The sequence below is a fragment of the Massilia sp. LMS1-1-1.1 genome (assembly GCF_040815535.1).
Taxonomy (GTDB): Bacteria; Pseudomonadota; Gammaproteobacteria; order Burkholderiales; family Burkholderiaceae_D; genus Janthinobacterium; species Janthinobacterium aestuarii.
The window spans coordinates 235842-252114 of the sequence record NZ_JBFPNG010000023.1; the positions used below are offsets into that span (position 1 = coordinate 235842).

Sequence of the window (16273 nt, forward strand, 5' to 3'; positions counted from 1 at the left end):
CGACAGTTAATTTGGATTACGACAATCAGTGGCTTGCCCATACGGACTAATGGCGCCTGGCGGTGAAATATCCACGCGGTTAAAGTCCGTCGCCAGCCCCGGAAGCAAAGTGTAACCGACATAAGTTGCCTCCGTCCCGGAACTATTGCCGCGAATCGTCAATTCGACGTCCAGCCAGTTGGCCCTGTCGCGCGGATAAGTCAGGGTGATGAGCGCCGTTCCCGAGCTGTCGGTCTTGCCGCCGGTCGACAGATTGAGCGGAATGCCCGGGTCCAGACGGCCATTCAGATTGAGGTCGTTATTCGGATTGAAGGCGCCGCTGCGGTCCCGGTCTTCATTGTCGCACTTCAGCGCGGCCGCCACCACCCACGACTGGGCAGCCTGGGAATATTGCAGATAGCCCTTGTAATAATAGCGTGGCCAGGCGGCGGCCGTGATGATCACGTCCGGCACGGGGTTGCCGGCGGCATCCGTCACAAACACGCTATACGTCTTGCGGTAGGTGCTGCTGTCGGAGGCGTCGAGCGCATTGCCGCTGCCGGCGCTGATGAACAGCGATTTTTTCGTCACCGTCAGCTTGACCGTGGCCGCATTGCTCGACACGCCCTGCAGCTGCGCCTTGACAACGACGCCATCGACACCGGTGGTGCCCTGCCCCGCGATGTAGCTGACCGTGGCCACACCATCGCTATCGGTGGAGACCAGCGAAGGCGAACTCAGGGAACCATTGCTGGCGTCGGTCTGGATCGAGAAGCTCACCTGTGCGTTCTTGACCAGGTTGTTTTCTGCCGTGCCATCGCGCACGATGGCGCGCAAGGCGCTGCGCTGCGCCGTGCTGCCGGCCGTATTGGCGCCGATGACCGCCGGATCGGCTTGCAGGCTGATCGTGGCCTGGGCCGTCAGTGGTGCAACGAACTCCACTTCCGACTGCACCGAGGCGCCGCTGTCTTCGTACTTCGCCGTGAGGGCGGTCAGGCCGGCGCCGCTGGCCTTTACGTAAGCGATGGCATTGCCACCCACCAGCGCCAGCGGCGCCTGCAATGGCGTGCCGCAGGTCGCGTCCTGATAGATGGCGCCGCGCGACGTGCTGAAACGCACATTGCCCGTTTGTGGCACGCCAGCCACATCGCTATGCACCGTCACCGCATAGCAGGTGTTCGTGTTCAAGGTCGCCAAGGCAACATTGCCTCCCGACACGGCATTGATCGTGAAGTTCGATGCATTAATTGCAATTGGCAACACGACGCTGTCACCTTGCGCCTTGACGCTGATGCTGTCGCTGCTGCCCGCCTGAGCGTTGTAGCTCAACACCAGCTGGCCGTTGTTGTCCGTCAGCGCGGGACTGGCGCCGCCGCCCTTGACCGTGATGGCATTGCTGCGGGCGCTGAAGGTCACCGGCTTGCCAACGAGGGGATTGCCGCTCGAATCGACCAGCTTGACCACCATGTCGGTGCTCGTCTTCAGGTTCACCGTCGAAAAGGCACTGATGACCAGCCGGGTACCGCTGACGCCGATGTCCGTGCTGGCCGTCTGCTCACCTGCGCTGGCCGTGACCTTGATCGTGCGCAAGCTGGCGTCGCCACCCGTGTTCAGGCTGACCAGTGCCTGTCCCTGCGCATTGGTATTGACCTTCGTCGCACCCAGCGCGCCCGAATCGGCACTGAATGTCACGCTGGCATTGGGCACGACGGCATTGTTGGCGTCTTTGACAAAGGCGATCATGTTGACGGCGGTACCGCCCGACGACGCCAGGGTGCCACCGGAAGACGTCAGCAGCAAGCTGGCAATGCCGGAGGTGACAGGCACCACTTTCACCACTACGGGCGCCGACTCGACGCCGCTGCTGCTGGCCTTGATGGTAATGTCGCGCAAACTCGCATCGCCTTTCACGCTGAGTTTTTCCGTCACCGTGCCATTGGCATCCGTCACGCGGTTGGTGTTGCTGATGGTACCGGAACTGGCGGTAAAGGTCACCGTCTGGCCTGCCATGGCATTATTGCCGGGATTTTTCACTACTGCCGTCAGCACAACTTCCGTGCCGTCCGCGCCCGATGCCACAATCGTTGTTGCGCCAGCCACCAGTACCACGCTGCCGACACCGGCATTCGCGCCATCCTTGACGCCCAGGGTCGGATCGCCGCCACCGCCGCCACAGGCGGCCAGTACAGTGCTCATGAGCAGCAAGACCAGCCAGTTCGATACCCCACTCCAATAAGTGTTGCCCCAAGATACATTCCGCATAGTCGCCATCAGTCCGCTTTCGTTTGCATTGTTACTTAAACGTAAAGATGTGACATTAACGTGTTGCTGGCTGATCTGCCACTATTTTCGGCGTAATAAACACCATTAGTTCCGTTTTTTCTTGACTGCGGCCCGTGCTGCGAAAAAAAACACCGAGCACGGGAATGTCGCCAAGAATCGGCACCTTGCTGTCCGTGCCCCGTTCGGATTGCTGATAAATACCGCCCAGCACTACCGTGCCGCCGTCTTCCACCATCACTTGCGTACGCACGTGCTTGGTGTCGATGGCGAAGCCGGAACGGGTTTCCTGGCCCACGCTATCCTTGTTGACGTCCACTTCCAGCACCACGTTGCCGTCCGGCGTGATTTGCGGCGTCACTTCCAGGCGCAGATTCGCCTTGCGAAACGTGATCGACGTGGCGCCGCTGCTGGTGGCTACCTGGTACGGCAGTTCGATACCCTGTTCGATCAGCGCCAGCACCTTGTCGGCCGTCACCACGCGGGGGCTGGAAATGATCTTGCCCCGGCCGTCAGCTTCCAGCGCCGACAGTTCCAGGTTCAGGAAGCGGTTGGCAGCCGCCGAAAACAGGCTCAGGGCGAAACTGGCCGGCTGCAAGCCATTGATGCTGGCGGCCGGCAAGTTGACGAATTGCGTGTTCGGCACGAAAGCGCCGCTGCCTGCCACCGTTTGCCCCGTCGCCTCGCCCACGCCCTGGTAGCTGCCGCCGATGGCCGCGCGGCGCCCGCTGCCGCCCAGGGAAAAGCCGGGCAACTGGCCCGCCGCCAGGCGCTGGTCCGTAAAACCCAGGCGCGCGCCCAGGTTGCGGCTGAAACTGTCGTTCGCCTCTACGATGCGCGCCTCGATCATCACTTGGCGCGTTGGAATATCCGTCTTGGCGATCAGCTGGCGGATCTGTTCCAGGCGCGCCGGCACGTCGGTGACGAACAGCTGATTCGTGCGCGGCTCGATCAGCACGCTGCCACGGCGCGACAGCAGCCGGCTGCGCCCTTCACCCGCATCGAGGCCGAACACGGTGCGGAACGCTTCGGCCTTCTGGTAATTGAGCTGGAAAATGGCTGATTGCAACGGTTCGAGTTCCGCGATCTGCGCGCGCTGCTCCAGTTCCAGCTTTTCGCGCGCAAGGATTTCTTCGCGCGGCGCGATCCACAGCACGTTGCCATTGCGCCGCATGTCCAGGCCCTTGGCCTGCAGCAGCACGTCGAGCGCCTGGTCCCACGGCAAGTCGCGCAGGCGCACGGTCACATTGCCGGCCACGCTGTCGCTGGCGATGATGTTTTGCCCCGACGCATCGGCCAGGATGTGCAGGGCCGCGCGCACGCCCACGTTCTGGAAATCAACGGAGATTTTGTCGCCCGCATACAGGCGCGGCGCCGTCACCTGCACCACGGCGTCCTGGGCAAGGGCGCCGGCATGCAGGCACAGCATGGCGGCCAGGAGCATGCGGCGCGGCCTCATGGCGCCGCCTCGGGCGGGCTGGCCTTCGGAGCAGCCCCCGCCACCTGCAAGACCAGGCTGCCGCGCCGCTCGCGCCAGGGACCATCGGCCTCGCGCAGCAATTCGCGGTACTGCACGGCCTGTTCGCTGATGTCCGTCACCACACCGTGGTCTTGTCCCAAGTACTGCCCCACCGCCACCCGGTACACGCGCTGGCCCGCCAGCAGCAATGCGCTCAGGCGCCCGTCCTGTTGCACGCTGCCGACCATGCTGATGGTTGGCAAGGCCACGCTTTCCAGCGGCTCGCGCACACGCCGCAGGTCTGGCCCCGCCACGCCGCCCTGCTGACCGGACACGGACACCCGCGGCAAGGCATTAAATGGATCGGCCAGGACAGCGGCTTCGTAGGGGTGCGGCGCGACAGCGGCAAGCGGACGCCAAGTTGGTATCACTGCGGGCGCGCTGGTCTTTGGAGGCAATGCCGCTTGCGCCGCCAGCTCCCCCGCTTCGGGCAAGCGATACGCTTGCAGCACGGCATCGAGGGTCAGCAAGCGATCCTTGCCAAGGGTCAGGGCCAGCGCATGCACGGTGACGATGCGCGGCAAGCGCGCCAGGTCCGCCAGCAGCGCGCCCATGGCGTGGTAGCCGCCACGCAGCTGTATGGCGATCGGCAAGGCGACATACGGCGCTTGCGGCCGGGCAGCACCGGGCTTGAACAGGGAAAATTGCAGGCCGCGCGACTGGCCTGCAGCGTTAATGTCCGTCAACAGCGCCGCCATCGCTTGCTGGTCCGGCAATTGCTGTTCCAGCAGGGCCAGTTCGGCGCCGGCCTGGCGCTGCTCTGCACGCCACTGCGGCAACTGCTTCGCCCTGGCCTGCGCCGCCAGATAATCGGCGCGCAAGCGGCCCTCCTCGCCTTGCGCCACCTGCACGGCGGCCATCAGTCCAGTCAACCATGTGGCGTTCAACAGCGCGGCCACCAGCGCGCCGGCCAGGGCGGCGCAAGCGAGGCGCACCGGTAGCGGCCACAGCGACGCGGTCTTCAAGCTCAGCATGATCAACCTCCACGACTAAGATTGTCCAGCGGGTGCCAAAGCCAGCCGTATCGTCCATTCCACGGCGCCATCGGCCGCGCCGCGCACCTCCAGCACTTCCGGACGGGACCAGGGCGCGGCCTGCTCGAGCGCCAGCAGCAATGCCGCGACCTTTTCCTGCGACACGGCCTGCCCTTGCAGCCGCACCATCGCTGTTTCCTGGCGCACACTGTGCAAGGCGACACCGGCCGGCATCGCCCGGGCCAGGGCCGCCAGCATGCGCACCCAGGCATGGCGTTGCTCTTGCAAACTGGCAATGGCCTGCTGGCGCTGCAGCAGCGCCGCCGTCTCGCCCTGCACCCGCTTGCCTGCGGCGAGGACGGCATTGACTTGCTGCATGCGATGTTGCCAACCGTCCTGGCGGCGCAGCTGCGCGTCGAGCTGCTGTTGCAGCCAGGCGCCTGCCGCCAGGGCCAGCAGCAATCCCAGCAGTGCCCCGCCTGCCAGTTGCCACAGCAGCCACTGAATGCGCTTGCGGCGCGCCGCCTGGCGATACGGCAAAAGGTTGATGCACGGCGCTTCCGCCACGGCCTTCATCGGGCGTACCGGTGCATGGCCAGGCCCCAGGCCAACTGGTACGCCACGCCACCGTCGGACAAGGCTTGCCAGCCGCCCTGCGCGAGCGCCGCCTGCAAGGCCAGCGCCTCGCTATCCATGATGACCGGCGTCAAGCCGGCCGCCTTGGCCGCATCGAGGCGGCGCTGCACGCTGGCGCGCCGTGCCGCCACCAGCAGCACGTCGATCTCGCTGCAGGTCTGGCCGGCAAGCGACGGCGCGGGGCCGAGCATGACAAAATCCAGGCTGGCGTCTTCCAGCGCAAACGGCATGTATTGCGCCGCTTCGAGTTCCACGAGGATTTCCAGCTGTTCCTCCGGCAATCCGGCAGGCAGGCGGATCGCATGCGTGATCAGGGCCGTGGCCGGCATGGCCAACGCCACGCGGGTACAGGTGCTGCCACTGTCGCGGCATGCCTGGCGCACGGCATCGGCCATGCCTTCCATATCTTCGACATTGCCTTCAAGCATCACTCCTGTCGCCAGCGCGGCGCTGCCGCAATGCCGGCACGACAGTTTCCCCCGCCGGCGTCCCAACTCGACCACGCGCACGGCATCGTCCGCCATGTCGACACCCAGCAAGCCGGTGCCAAGAAAACTGCTGATGGAGATGTTTTTCATAGAGAAAAGTCAGCGTGGAAGGAGGTCCTGCCATCCGAAAGCCTAGTCCCGGCAGCGCTGGCTTGTAAATGGATTTCACGCTGGTCTCTGCGGTGCGCGGCGCCTATCTGGCGGGGCCGTGATCTGGCGCAGAATAATTGTTACCAAATCCTGGTTGCCAGCGGGCCAATACACGCTTATATAGAGTATCGGCAAGTTTCGACTGCGCCCCGGCAAGCGCCACAGCGCGCTGCCACCCCGGCAAGCTCGCTTATAATTGGCCGGCATAATTAACCGAAAGACATACGACGCATGACATCTTCAAAATCCGCTGGCCCCGCTGGCTCGAAGCCGCCCACCAAGGGCAGCAAACCCAAACGTTTCCTGCTGATGGCACTGGCATCGCTGCTGGGCCTGGGCATCGTCGGCGTGCTGCTGGTGGTATTCGGCCTGGCCATGGCGTATCCGAATCTGCCGGCGCTCGATACCCTGACCGATTACAAGCCGAAAATGCCGCTACGCATTTTCACTTCCGACAGCGTGCTGATCGGCGAGTTCGGCGAAGAGCGCCGCAACATGGTGCACATCAAGGATATTCCCGATGTCATGAAGAAAGCCGTGCTGGCCATCGAAGATGACCGCTTCTATGAGCATGGCGGCGTCGATTACCTGGGCATCACGCGTGCGGCCCTGCACAACCTGACGGGCGGCGCCAAGCAAGGCGCCTCGACCATCACGCAGCAGGTGGCGCGCAATTTCTTCCTGTCCAGCGAACAGACCTTGAAACGCAAGGCGTATGAAGTCTTGCTGGCCTGGAAGATCGAGAAAAACCTCAGCAAGGACCAGATCCTCGAAGTGTATATGAACCAGATTTATCTGGGACAGCGCGCCTACGGTTTCGCCTCGGCCGCGCAAATCTATTTCGGCAAGAATATCCAGGACCTGACCGTGGCCGAAGCGGCCATGCTGGCTGGCTTGCCGAAGGCGCCGTCGGCCTACAATCCCGTCGTCAATCCGAAACGCGCGCGCATGCGCCAGCAATACATTCTGCAGCGCATGGCGCAGCTGGGCTACATCACGCCAGAGCAATACACGGAAGCCAAGAATGAAGAGCTGAAAGTGAAAACCGACAGCAGCGCCTTTGGCGTGCACGCGGAATACGTGTCGGAAATGGCGCGCCAGCTCGTCTACGAACAATTCAAGGAAGACACGTATACGCGCGGCCTGAACGTCTACACCACCATCACCAAGGCCGACCAGGACGCCGCCTACATCGCCTTGCGCAAGGGCGTAATGGATTACGAGAAACGCCACGGCTACCGCGGCCCCGAAGCGTATATCGAAATTCCGAAAACCAAGGCCGAAGCCGATGACGCGATCGAAACGGAACTGGCCGACCACCCGGACAGCGACGACATCATCGCCGCCATGGTGCTGCAGGCGTCACCCAAATCGCTGCAGGCAGTCACCTCGGCCGGCGAGGAAATCACCATTACCGGCCCCGGCCTGACCTTCGGCGCGGCCTGGCTGTCGGAAAAAGCGGCGCCGAACCGCCGCATCAAGCGCGGCGCCGTGATCCGCGTCATGCAAGAAGGCAATGCCTGGGTCTTGACGCAGATGCCGGAAGTGCAATCGGCGTTCGTCTCGGCCAGCACCACCGACGGTGCCATCCGCGCCATGGTGGGCGGCTTCGATTACAACCGCAACAAGTTCAACCACGTCACGCAGGCGTGGCGCCAGCCCGGTTCGGCCTTCAAGCCCTTCATCTATTCCGCTTCGCTGGAGCGTGGCCTGTCGCCGGCCACCATCATCAACGATGCGCCGATCTCGTTCGACGCGGGCCAGACGGGCGGCCAGGCGTGGGAACCGAAGAACTACGACAGCAAATACGATGGCCCGATGACCATGCGCAAGGGTTTGATGAAATCGAAAAACATGATTTCCATCCGCATCCTGCACAAGATCGGCGCCAAATATGGCCAGGAATACGCGACGCGCTTCGGCTTCGACGCGGACAAGAACCCGCCATACCTGACCCTGGCCCTGGGCGCCGGCAACGTGACGCCGCTGCAGATGGCGGGCGCCTATGCCGTGTTCGCCAATGGCGGCTACAAGATCAACCCCTACCTGATCGCCAAGGTCACCGATAGCGACGGCAATGTCTTGTCGCAAGCCAAGCCGGACCTGGCGGGCGAGGAAGCCAACCGGGTCATCGACGAGCGCAATGCCTTCATGATGAACAGCATGCTCAACGACGTCGTGCGCTTCGGCACGGCCAATAAAGCCATGGCATTGAAGCGCCCCGACCTGGCCGGCAAGACGGGCACGACCAACGATTCCATCGATGCGTGGTTCGCCGGCTACCAGGCCAAGCTGGTCGGTATCGCGTGGATCGGCTACGACCAGCCGCGCAACCTGGGCAACCGTGAAACGGGCGGCGGCCTGGCCTTGCCGATCTGGATCAGCTACATGGCGAAAGCTCTGAAAAGCATTCCCGTCGAGGAACGCGCCGTGCCGGAAGGCCTGATCCACGTGGGCGACGAGTATTACTATGCGGAAAATCCACCGGGCACGGGCGTAGGCAGCCTGGAAGGTGCGGCGCGCGGCACGCCGGAGGAAGAGAAAGCGAAAGAGGCCGTGAAGAACGAGTTGTTTTAAACCGTAGGTCGGGTTAGGCCGCAGGCCGTAACCCGACACCACCCCGGCGCTCGCGCCAACCATGTTGTCGGATTACGCGCTTACGCGCTAATCCGACCTACGTTTCAGCAATAAAAAAGGGCAGCCCATGCGGGCTGCCCTTTTTTATTGCATGCGGCTGACAGGATTATTTCAACACCACCGGTGCGCCCGCCTGCTCGCTGGCCATGGCCGACAGGGCCGCGAACAGTTCCGAGCCGTCGCGCGTGTTGATCCACTCGTCGCCCACGCGCTTGTAGTGGAAACCGCCGGAACGGGCGGCTACCCACATTTCACGCATGGGGGCCTGGCTGTTGACGATGATTTTCGTACCGTTGTCGATGAACTCGATTTCCAGCACATTGCCGCTGCGGCTGCATTCGACGTCGAGCACGTCTTCATCGTTCAGCCGGTCCAGCGCCGCCTCGATCTGGGTCAGGGTGGCTTCGGCCAGGGCCAGGAATTCCGATTCGCTCATGCTACACTCCAAAGATCTTAATCAAACCGTGATTCTAATCGTGAAGTCATCCTCAGCGTTTTATATCGGCACCGCCATTGTGGTTTCTAGCGTCCTGGCCGGCTGCGGCCAGACCGGCCCCCTGTACCTGCCCAAGCCACCTGCGGCCAAAGGCACGCCAGCCAAAGGCCCCGTCGAACCGGCGCCCGTGCCGCCGCCACCGGTGATCGTGCCGGCAACCTAAGCCGAGCGTACCGGGGTGGCAGCCTTGGCCGCCCTGGCGCTTTTCTCTCGCTTGCTCCAGGCGAAATAAACGCGGATTAACAGCAGTAGCGCGACGATGCTGCCGAACAGGATCGGTTGCGCGAAATTATTCTTGCCCGCCTTCATCCACCAGAAGTGCAAGATGCCCAGCGGCGCGATGATGTAGATCAGCCGGTGCAGCCACTGCCAGCGCTTGCCACCCAGTCGCTTGACCATGCCGTTCGTGCTCGTCACGGCCAGCGGAATGAGCAGCGCGAAAGCGATAAAGCCTACCGTGATGAACGGGCGCTTGAGCACGTCCTTCCACATTTCCTGCACATCGAAAAAGTGATCGAACCATAAAAAGGTGGTGAAGTGCAGCACCGCGTAGAAAAACGCGAACAGGCCCAGCATGCGCCGCAGCTTGATCAGCCAATTCCACTGCGTGAAGCGGCGCAAGGGCGTCACCGCCAGACTGATGCACAGGAAATACAGGGTCCAGTCGCCCGTGCCGCGCGTGATGAATTCCAGCGGCTCCACCAGCTGCCCCGTGTACGTCAGCCAGACCATGCGTGCAAACGGCAGCAGCGCCAGCAAAAAGATCAGGCTTTTCAGCAGCGACAACTGCCTGCTCGTGGGATTGAGGGCCATGGTCGTTCCTTAAAAGAACTTCTTCAGGTCCATGCCCGCGTACAGGGAAGCGACATCGTTGTAACCGTTGAACATCAGGGTCTTGCGTTTGCGCGCGAGAAAACCGTCTTCGCCGATACGCCGCTCGGAAGCTTGCGACCAGCGCGGATGATCGACGTTGGGGTTCACGTTCGAGTAAAAACCGTATTCGGACGGCGCCGACAGGTTCCAGGACGTGCGTGGCTGTTCCTTGACGAAACGGATCTTGACGATGGATTTGGCTGACTTGAAACCATATTTCCACGGCAAGACCATGCGCACGGGCGCGCCGTTCTGGTTCGGCAAGGTTTCGCCATACATGCCCAAAGTCAGCAGCGCCAGCGGATGGTTCGCCTCATCGATGCGCAAGCCTTCCGTATACGGCCACTGCAACACGCGGCTGCCCACGCCCGGCATCTGCTTCTTGTCGGCCAGGGTGATGAATTCCACGTACTTGGCATTGCCCGTCGGCTCGACCTTCTTGATGATTTCCGAGAAGGAATAACCGACCCAAGGGATGACCATCGACCAGCCTTCCACGCAGCGCAGCCGGTAGACGCGCTCTTCCAGCGGCGCCAGCTTCAGCAGCGCGTCGAGGTCCAGGGTCATTGGCTTCTTGACTTCGCCTTCGATGCTGACCGTCCACGGCCGCGTGCGCAGGGTGCCCGCGTTTTGCGCCGGATCGCTCTTGTCTGTGCCGAATTCGTAGAAATTGTTGTAGCTGGTGGCGTCTTTATACGCCGTCTGCTTGTCCAGCGCCGAATAGGCGGGATTGAGCTTGGCAGCCAGCTTGGGATTCGTGCCTTGTGCGAAGGCTTCGCGGCTGGCCATTTCCAGCAAGGCCGCACTGGACACGGAGCCCAGCGCCACTTGCTTGATGAAGCTGCGGCGCGATTCAAACACGGCACGCGGCGTGATTTCGGAAGAATACGGCAACTCAATGCCGTTGGGACTGCGCTTGATCAACATGGCGGCTCCGGAAAAAGGTGATTGGATATACCTTACACCAGTTTTTCCGGGCCGTTCATGACGCTTCTGTCATGCAGAAAAGTGCCCGAAAAAAGTTCAGGGCAAGGCGCCTTGCCGCAGGCAGTACGCATAGTACGACCAGGCAAGGCAACGCCGCCATGGGCTTTTTCTCGAGCACTTTTTAAAGTTTTCCGTAAGAATGCAGGCCCGACAGGAACATGTTCACGCCCAAGAAAGCAAACGTCGTCACCAGCAAGCCCACCAGCGCCCACCACGAGGCGACGCGGCCGCGCAAGCCCGTCATCAGGCGCATGTGCAGCCAGGCTGCATAGTTGAGCCAGACGATCAGCGCCCACGTTTCTTTCGGATCCCACGACCAGTAGCCGCCCCATGCTTCGGCCGCCCACAGGGCGCCCAGGATGGTCGCTACCGTAAAGAAAGCGAAGCCGACGGAAATAGCCTTGTACATGACGTCGTCGAGCACTTCCAGCGACGGCAAACGGTCGACCAGGTAGCCGCTCGACTTGAGCAGGTACGCCGCCGCCACCATGGCCGACAGGGCGAAGGTGCCGTAGCCGATGAAGTTGGCCGGCACGTGGATTTTCATCCACCAGCTTTGCAGGGCCGGCACCAGCGGCTGGATTTCGGCCGCGTCGCGCGTGACCGTGTACCACATCAGGAACACGACGGCCGCCGAAATGACCAGCATGACGAAGGCGCCCAGCTGGCGCGTCGCGTAGTGCTGCTCGTAGTACAGGTAGAACATGGCCGTGATCAGGGAAAACAGGATGAACACCTCATACAGGTTCGACACGGGAATATGGCCCACGTCGGCGCCGATCAGGTAAGACTCGTACCAGCGCACCAGCATGCCCGTCAGGCCCAGCACGACGCCGGCCCAGCACAGCAGGGAGCCGACGGACGAGCCGAATTCCGAGCGCGCCACCAGGCCGATCCAGTAGAACAGGGTCGACAGCACGAAAAGCGTACCCATCCACAAGATGGCGGACTGGCTCGACAAGATATATTTCAGGAAGAATTTCTGGTTCGCCATCTCCAGGTGACCCGCGTACAGCTCGATGGCGAACAGCGACAGCACGGCCGCCACGGGGATCAGCCAGCGCACGGGCTTCCAGTACCAGCCCAGCCACGCGAACGTGGGCGCTGCGGCCAGCAGGATGGCTTTTTCATAGATATCCATGAATTCGCCAAAGCGCATCAGGCCGAACAGGGAGGCGGCCAGCAAGCCGGCGCCGTACAGCCAATCGATCAGGCTCAGGCGCTTGAAAAATCCTGGTTCCTGCGTATATATTTGCTTGTTTGCCAATTCCATCATTTTCTCCATTCCCGGCGGCGCTGCAGCGTTCCGAAACTCAGCTAATCCAACTCAGCGCAGCTTACGCCGATTGCGGCAGCTTTGCCTTCAAGTTCTCAAATTCTTTTTCAAAATCCAGGGTCTTGCGTTGCGTGCTCATGGCCATCAAGGCTTCGCTGCCGCCTTCGCCATCCTTGATCCACACCCACAGGCGGCGTTCGCGGATATAGAACATGGAAAATACGCCGATCACGAGGAACAGACAACCGAGGTAGACCACGCTCTTGCCCGGCGAACGCGTCACCTGCAGCACGGACGCCTTGATTTCCGTAAAGTCGTCGAGCTGCAGATACACGGGCGCGCCATAGAAGAAGCTGTCGGACAGCGCATTCGTGGCCAGTTGCAGGAAGCGGCCGTGCTTGTCATCGGCCTCGATGGCTTTCAAGCCATCCTGCGCGCGCGCCGCCTGCCACAAGTCCCACAGGCTGCCATTCAAGATTTTCATGAAGATATCGGCCGCTTTTTCTTGCTCGGCGGCAGGAATTTTCTCCAGGAAACGTGAGATGGCGAGGAAACCACCCTCTTGTCCATTGCCGGCAAAGATGCCCAGGCTTTTCGCGGCCGATTCCTGCAACTGGCCCCGCAACGCTTCGGCGCCCGCCTGCGGCATGGCGCGCGCCGCATAGCGCGTGGCCGCCTGCTGGCGCAGCGCCGGATCTTGCAGCGCGGCACGCAAACGCATCCATTCATTCACGCTGTAATTGTCATCGGCGGGAATGCGCAGATAGCTGAACGGGTCGCTGGGGTTGACGCGCATGCCGGCCAGGAACACCGTCGTGCCATCGACGGCGACGGGCTGCATATAGTTCTGGTACTCGCGCGCCTGGCCCGTCTTGTCGCGCAATTTGTATTGCACCGACGGTCCCACGTTCTTGAGATCCTTGTTGTTCGCGTTCTTCGCGGCCGAACCAAGGCGCTTGTCCAGGCCGACGGAGAACTTCTCGTTGAAACTTTCCGCCTTGCTGACGGCGCGCACATCCTGGCCCGCGCTGAGGTTTTCCACGTTGAACGGGCGGAAACCCGACCATTCCACCGTGTAGGAATTGCCATCGCTGCGCTCGAGCGGCGTGCTGCCGCCCACTTCGCCGCCGATATCGAAACGTTTCGTCGTCTTGCCCGTCATGGGAAAACCCGTCAACTTGAGCTTGCTGCCGCCATCTTCAAAGCTGGACTGGTACAGGGCCAGGCCCTTGTACAGCAGCGGCTGGTTGACTTTGATGGTTGCTGGGAAACTTTTCCCTGTTTCATGATCGGTCACCACGACATCGCTGGCGAACAGCTTGGGCATGCCCGTGCTGTAGAAATCGATGTGGAATTTTTTCAGCAGGATGGTGATGGGCAAATCCTGGATCAGCACGCCATCGGCCTGAGGAATGATGGCCGTGTTGCTCGACGAGCCTTCCGGGATCATGGTGTTGCCGCGGAAAGTGGGGTTCGACAGGCTCAAACGGTGCTGGGCGGGAATGTCGGCGATCACGCCGCTGCCGGCAAATGGCGTCTTGCCAAAGAACCATTGCTGTACACGGATCGGCATTTCCGAATCGAGCAAGCCGCCCACGCAGATGATGACGATGGCGCCGTGGGCAAAGATATAGCCCCATTTATTGGCTGCGCCCCGCTTGGCGGCCACCAGGGTGGCGTTGTCCTTCTCGACCACCTTGGCCGCATAGCCGGCGTCTTTCAGGCGCATCACCATCTGCTGGGCCAGCACGGCGCGCGGCAGCGGCACCTGCCATTCCAGCTTGTGATGGAAATTGCGCAACGATTGCTCGCGCACGGTTTCGCGCCAGCTGCGCATATCCTTGAGCATCTTCGGCGCATTGCGCACGATGCACAGCGAGGTCGAGGCGACGAGGAAACCCATGATCACGAGGAACCACCAGGCCGAATACACGGAATACAGGCTCAGCTTGTCGAAAACGGCGAACCAGAACGGACCGAACTGGTTCACATAATTGGGCATGGGCTCGTTTTGCTTGAGCACGGTGCCGATGATCGATGCGACGGCGATCAGGGTCAGCAGGCTGATGGCAAAGCGCATCGACGAGACCAGCTCGACGAATTCAGCCAGGCTGCGGCGTTGGGTCTTTAACTCGATTCCGGTCGTGCCTGTGCTCATACGTGGATACTCATACGGGATATGCAATCTTCAAGAAAATGTAGGCATGGAGCAGAGTGTTTCTCCGCGCAAGGCGGCAGCATACTCCTGTTTGGCCCCTGCCATGAAAAAAGGGCAGCCCGTTGAGACGGCCGCCCTTGTTCACGCGCGCTGGTGCGCCTGGCAATCTCTTGCCACTATGAAAACTTACTTCAGGCCGGCGATATAGTCGGCCACGGCGGCGATCTCGTCATCCGACATGCGGGCGGCGATGGTGTGCATTTCCGCGCTGTTCTTGCGGGCATCGGCCTTGGTGCTGCGGAACAGCGTCAGCTGGGCCACCGTGTAATCCTGGTGCTGGCCGGCGATGCGCGGATACTGGACGGGAATGCCATTGCCCGTCGCGCCATGACAGCTGGCGCAGGCGGCAACTTGCTTGGAGGCAATGCCGCCACGGTAGATTTTCTTGCCCAGGTCGATCGTGTCCTTGTTTTTCGCGGCGCCCGGCTTGGACAGCTGCGCGCCCAGGTAGGCGGCGATATTCTTCTTGTCGGCGTCGCTGAGCATCTTCGCGTACGTCGTCATGACGGGCTGGTTGCGCTGCGGCGTCGTGAAATCGACCAATTGCTTGTAGATATAGCTTTCGTGCTGGCCGGCCAGCTTCGGATTGACCGCGATGGTCGAATTGCCGGCCGCGCCATGGCAGGAGACGCAGGCAGGCAAGCCGCGCGCCGCATCGCCATCGGCGTACAGGGTAGCGCCCTTGGCAGCGTCAGCCTTGATGGCCGGTTTCGGTGCTTCGACCGCGGAGGCAGTTGCCGATACAGCCAGCAAAGCGAGCAGCATGGATTTGAACAACGGTGAAAACGCACGATTCATTCAGGCACCCTGAGACAGTGAGAAATTAGTGGTGGACATTGCCGCGCCCTGTGGATTTTTGCTTTATTTTCAGGGCCGCAAGCCGCATCGCTGCTACGCCGGCAACAATAAACAACCCCTTATTGTACAATAGCTTCTTGGCGTTATCGCTCCCTTATCGCTCCCTTTTGTTGCTTTACTACTCCCATGTCAAAACTCTGGCAAGCCCGCTTCTTTACGACCGTCAACCAATTGCGTGACCTGCCCGATACCACGGTGCCGGAAATCGCCTTTGCCGGCCGCTCCAATGCCGGTAAATCGACCGCCATCAACATCTTGTGTAATCAGAAAGGCTTGGCGTTCGCCTCCAAGACACCTGGCCGTACCCAGCACATCAACTACTTCTCCATCGGCGGCGCCCACGTGGCGCAGCACCGCAAGGATGCCACCATCGTCGAAGAGATCGAATGCCTGCTGGTCGACTTGCCGGGCTACGGCTATGCGGAAGTATCGGGCTCGGCCAAATTGCACTGGCAGCGCCTGCTGGGCGACTACGTGCAGCGCCGCGAACAATTGGCCGGTTTGATCCTGATCATGGATTCGCGCCGCCCGTTCACCGACCTGGACATCCAGATGCTGGAATGGTTCGCCCCGACGGGCAAGCCGATCCACTGCATCCTGACGAAAGTCGATAAGCTGAACCGCAACGAATCGGTGAATGCCTTGCGCCAGGCGAAAGCCAAGCTCGACAGCTACGTGGATGAAGACGGCGTTGGCTTCCCGTTCACCGTGCAATTGTTCTCGGCCCTGAAAAGAGTCGGCATCGACGAAGCCAACGACAAGATCATGGAACTGGCCGGCATCAGCGAAGATGGAGCGGCCCAGATGGTCGAACTGATCGAGATGGAAGACGACGTCGAGCCGGAAGCGGGAACCGACAAACCGGCTTGATCGAGATCAACGCTACGTAAAAAAAGGCTGCA

General features: G+C 61.5%; 13 protein-coding genes and 1 pseudogene. 3 read left to right on the forward strand and 11 right to left on the reverse strand.

What is annotated here, in order from left to right; translation table 11 throughout:
• Nucleotides 1–6: 6 nt before the first annotated feature.
• The 5 genes and pseudogenes from MRBLMS1_RS16075 to pilM form a co-directional block, all read right to left on the reverse strand.
• Entirely contained in the window at nt 7–2175 is a 2169-nt protein-coding gene (locus tag MRBLMS1_RS16075) for an Ig-like domain-containing protein (protein WP_485880376.1), read from the reverse strand.
• Between the two features lie 121 nt (nt 2176–2296).
• Nucleotides 2297–3622 (reverse strand): annotated as a pseudogene (locus tag MRBLMS1_RS16080) (type IV pilus secretin PilQ); the annotation flags it as partial.
• A gap of 92 nt (nt 3623–3714) precedes the next feature.
• Nucleotides 3715–4752, reverse strand: coding sequence for a pilus assembly protein PilP (locus MRBLMS1_RS16085; RefSeq protein ID WP_485880378.1), 1038 nt, complete (start codon nt 4750–4752; stop codon nt 3715–3717).
• Between the two features lie 15 nt (nt 4753–4767).
• On the reverse strand, nt 4768–5328 hold the full coding sequence (locus MRBLMS1_RS16090; protein ID WP_485880380.1) for a PilN domain-containing protein: 561 nt from the start codon (nt 5326–5328) through the stop codon (nt 4768–4770).
• Nucleotides 5325–5966 carry a pilus assembly protein PilM gene (gene pilM, locus MRBLMS1_RS16095; protein ID WP_485880382.1) on the reverse strand — a complete coding sequence of 214 codons (642 nt, stop codon included), beginning with the start codon at nt 5964–5966 and terminating at the stop codon, nt 5325–5327. Before pilM ends, MRBLMS1_RS16090 begins: the two co-directional genes overlap by 4 nt.
• Nucleotides 5967–6257: 291 nt before the next feature.
• On the opposite strand from pilM, the gene MRBLMS1_RS16100 reads away from it, so the two are divergent.
• A complete protein-coding gene (locus MRBLMS1_RS16100; RefSeq protein ID WP_436483165.1) occupies nt 6258–8603 on the forward strand; it encodes a penicillin-binding protein 1A in 2346 nt (781 codons plus the stop codon).
• A 166-nt stretch (nt 8604–8769) separates the two neighbouring features.
• Here MRBLMS1_RS16100 and cyaY read toward each other — a convergent pair whose 3' ends face one another.
• Nucleotides 8770–9099: an iron donor protein CyaY gene (cyaY, locus tag MRBLMS1_RS16105; protein ID WP_035824041.1), complete on the reverse strand. Its 330-nt coding sequence runs from the start codon at nt 9097–9099 to the stop codon at nt 8770–8772.
• Between the two features lie 40 nt (nt 9100–9139).
• Here cyaY and lptM point away from each other — a divergent pair, with 40 nt between their 5' ends.
• A complete protein-coding gene (gene lptM, locus MRBLMS1_RS16110) occupies nt 9140–9322 on the forward strand; it encodes an LPS translocon maturation chaperone LptM (RefSeq protein WP_223279083.1) in 183 nt (60 codons plus the stop codon).
• On the opposite strand, the gene MRBLMS1_RS16115 is transcribed toward lptM, so the two are convergent.
• From MRBLMS1_RS16115 to MRBLMS1_RS16135, 5 genes are all read right to left on the reverse strand, one after another.
• Complete coding sequence (locus MRBLMS1_RS16115; protein ID WP_485880385.1) at nt 9319–9972, reverse strand: protein-methionine-sulfoxide reductase heme-binding subunit MsrQ; 654 nt, start codon at nt 9970–9972, stop codon at nt 9319–9321. The two genes, lptM and MRBLMS1_RS16115, sit on opposite strands and share 4 nt — an antisense overlap.
• Before the next feature lie 9 nt (nt 9973–9981).
• Complete coding sequence (gene msrP, locus MRBLMS1_RS16120) at nt 9982–10959, reverse strand: protein-methionine-sulfoxide reductase catalytic subunit MsrP (protein ID WP_034753241.1); 978 nt, start codon at nt 10957–10959, stop codon at nt 9982–9984.
• A 181-nt stretch (nt 10960–11140) separates the two neighbouring features.
• Nucleotides 11141–12292 (reverse strand): c-type cytochrome biogenesis protein CcsB, encoded by a 1152-nt coding sequence (gene ccsB, locus MRBLMS1_RS16125; protein WP_070305283.1) that lies wholly within the window; start codon nt 12290–12292, stop codon nt 11141–11143.
• Nucleotides 12293–12356: 64 nt separating this feature from the next.
• Complete coding sequence (locus MRBLMS1_RS16130) at nt 12357–14453, reverse strand: cytochrome c biogenesis protein ResB (protein WP_456148311.1); 2097 nt, start codon at nt 14451–14453, stop codon at nt 12357–12359.
• 186 nt (nt 14454–14639) lie between these two features.
• On the reverse strand, nt 14640–15311 hold the full coding sequence (locus tag MRBLMS1_RS16135; RefSeq protein ID WP_128141082.1) for a c-type cytochrome: 672 nt from the start codon (nt 15309–15311) through the stop codon (nt 14640–14642).
• Nucleotides 15312–15497: 186 nt separating this feature from the next.
• Here MRBLMS1_RS16135 and yihA point away from each other — a divergent pair, with 186 nt between their 5' ends.
• Nucleotides 15498–16241, forward strand: coding sequence for a ribosome biogenesis GTP-binding protein YihA/YsxC (yihA, locus tag MRBLMS1_RS16140; protein WP_034753234.1), 744 nt, complete (start codon nt 15498–15500; stop codon nt 16239–16241).
• Nucleotides 16242–16273: the final 32 nt, after the last annotated feature.

Bases quoted from the DNA above. Each gene is read 5' to 3' on its own strand.
- MRBLMS1_RS16075 (WP_485880376.1), bottom strand. From the start codon at position 2,175: ATGAGCACTGTACTGGCCGCCTGTGGCGGCGGTGGCGGCGATCCGACC.
- MRBLMS1_RS16085 (WP_485880378.1), bottom strand. From the start codon at position 4,752: ATGCTGAGCTTGAAGACCGCGTCGCTGTGGCCGCTACCGGTGCGCCTC.
- MRBLMS1_RS16090 (WP_485880380.1), bottom strand. From the start codon at position 5,328: ATGAAGGCCGTGGCGGAAGCGCCGTGCATCAACCTTTTGCCGTATCGC.
- pilM (WP_485880382.1), bottom strand. From the start codon at position 5,966: ATGAAAAACATCTCCATCAGCAGTTTTCTTGGCACCGGCTTGCTGGGT.
- MRBLMS1_RS16100 (WP_436483165.1), top strand. From the start codon at position 6,258: ATGACATCTTCAAAATCCGCTGGCCCCGCTGGCTCGAAGCCGCCCACC.
- cyaY (WP_035824041.1), bottom strand. From the start codon at position 9,099: ATGAGCGAATCGGAATTCCTGGCCCTGGCCGAAGCCACCCTGACCCAG.
- MRBLMS1_RS16115 (WP_485880385.1), bottom strand. From the start codon at position 9,972: ATGGCCCTCAATCCCACGAGCAGGCAGTTGTCGCTGCTGAAAAGCCTG.
- msrP (WP_034753241.1), bottom strand. From the start codon at position 10,959: ATGTTGATCAAGCGCAGTCCCAACGGCATTGAGTTGCCGTATTCTTCC.
- ccsB (WP_070305283.1), bottom strand. From the start codon at position 12,292: ATGGAATTGGCAAACAAGCAAATATATACGCAGGAACCAGGATTTTTC.
- MRBLMS1_RS16130 (WP_456148311.1), bottom strand. From the start codon at position 14,453: ATGAGCACAGGCACGACCGGAATCGAGTTAAAGACCCAACGCCGCAGC.
- MRBLMS1_RS16135 (WP_128141082.1), bottom strand. From the start codon at position 15,311: ATGAATCGTGCGTTTTCACCGTTGTTCAAATCCATGCTGCTCGCTTTG.
- yihA (WP_034753234.1), top strand. From the start codon at position 15,498: ATGTCAAAACTCTGGCAAGCCCGCTTCTTTACGACCGTCAACCAATTG.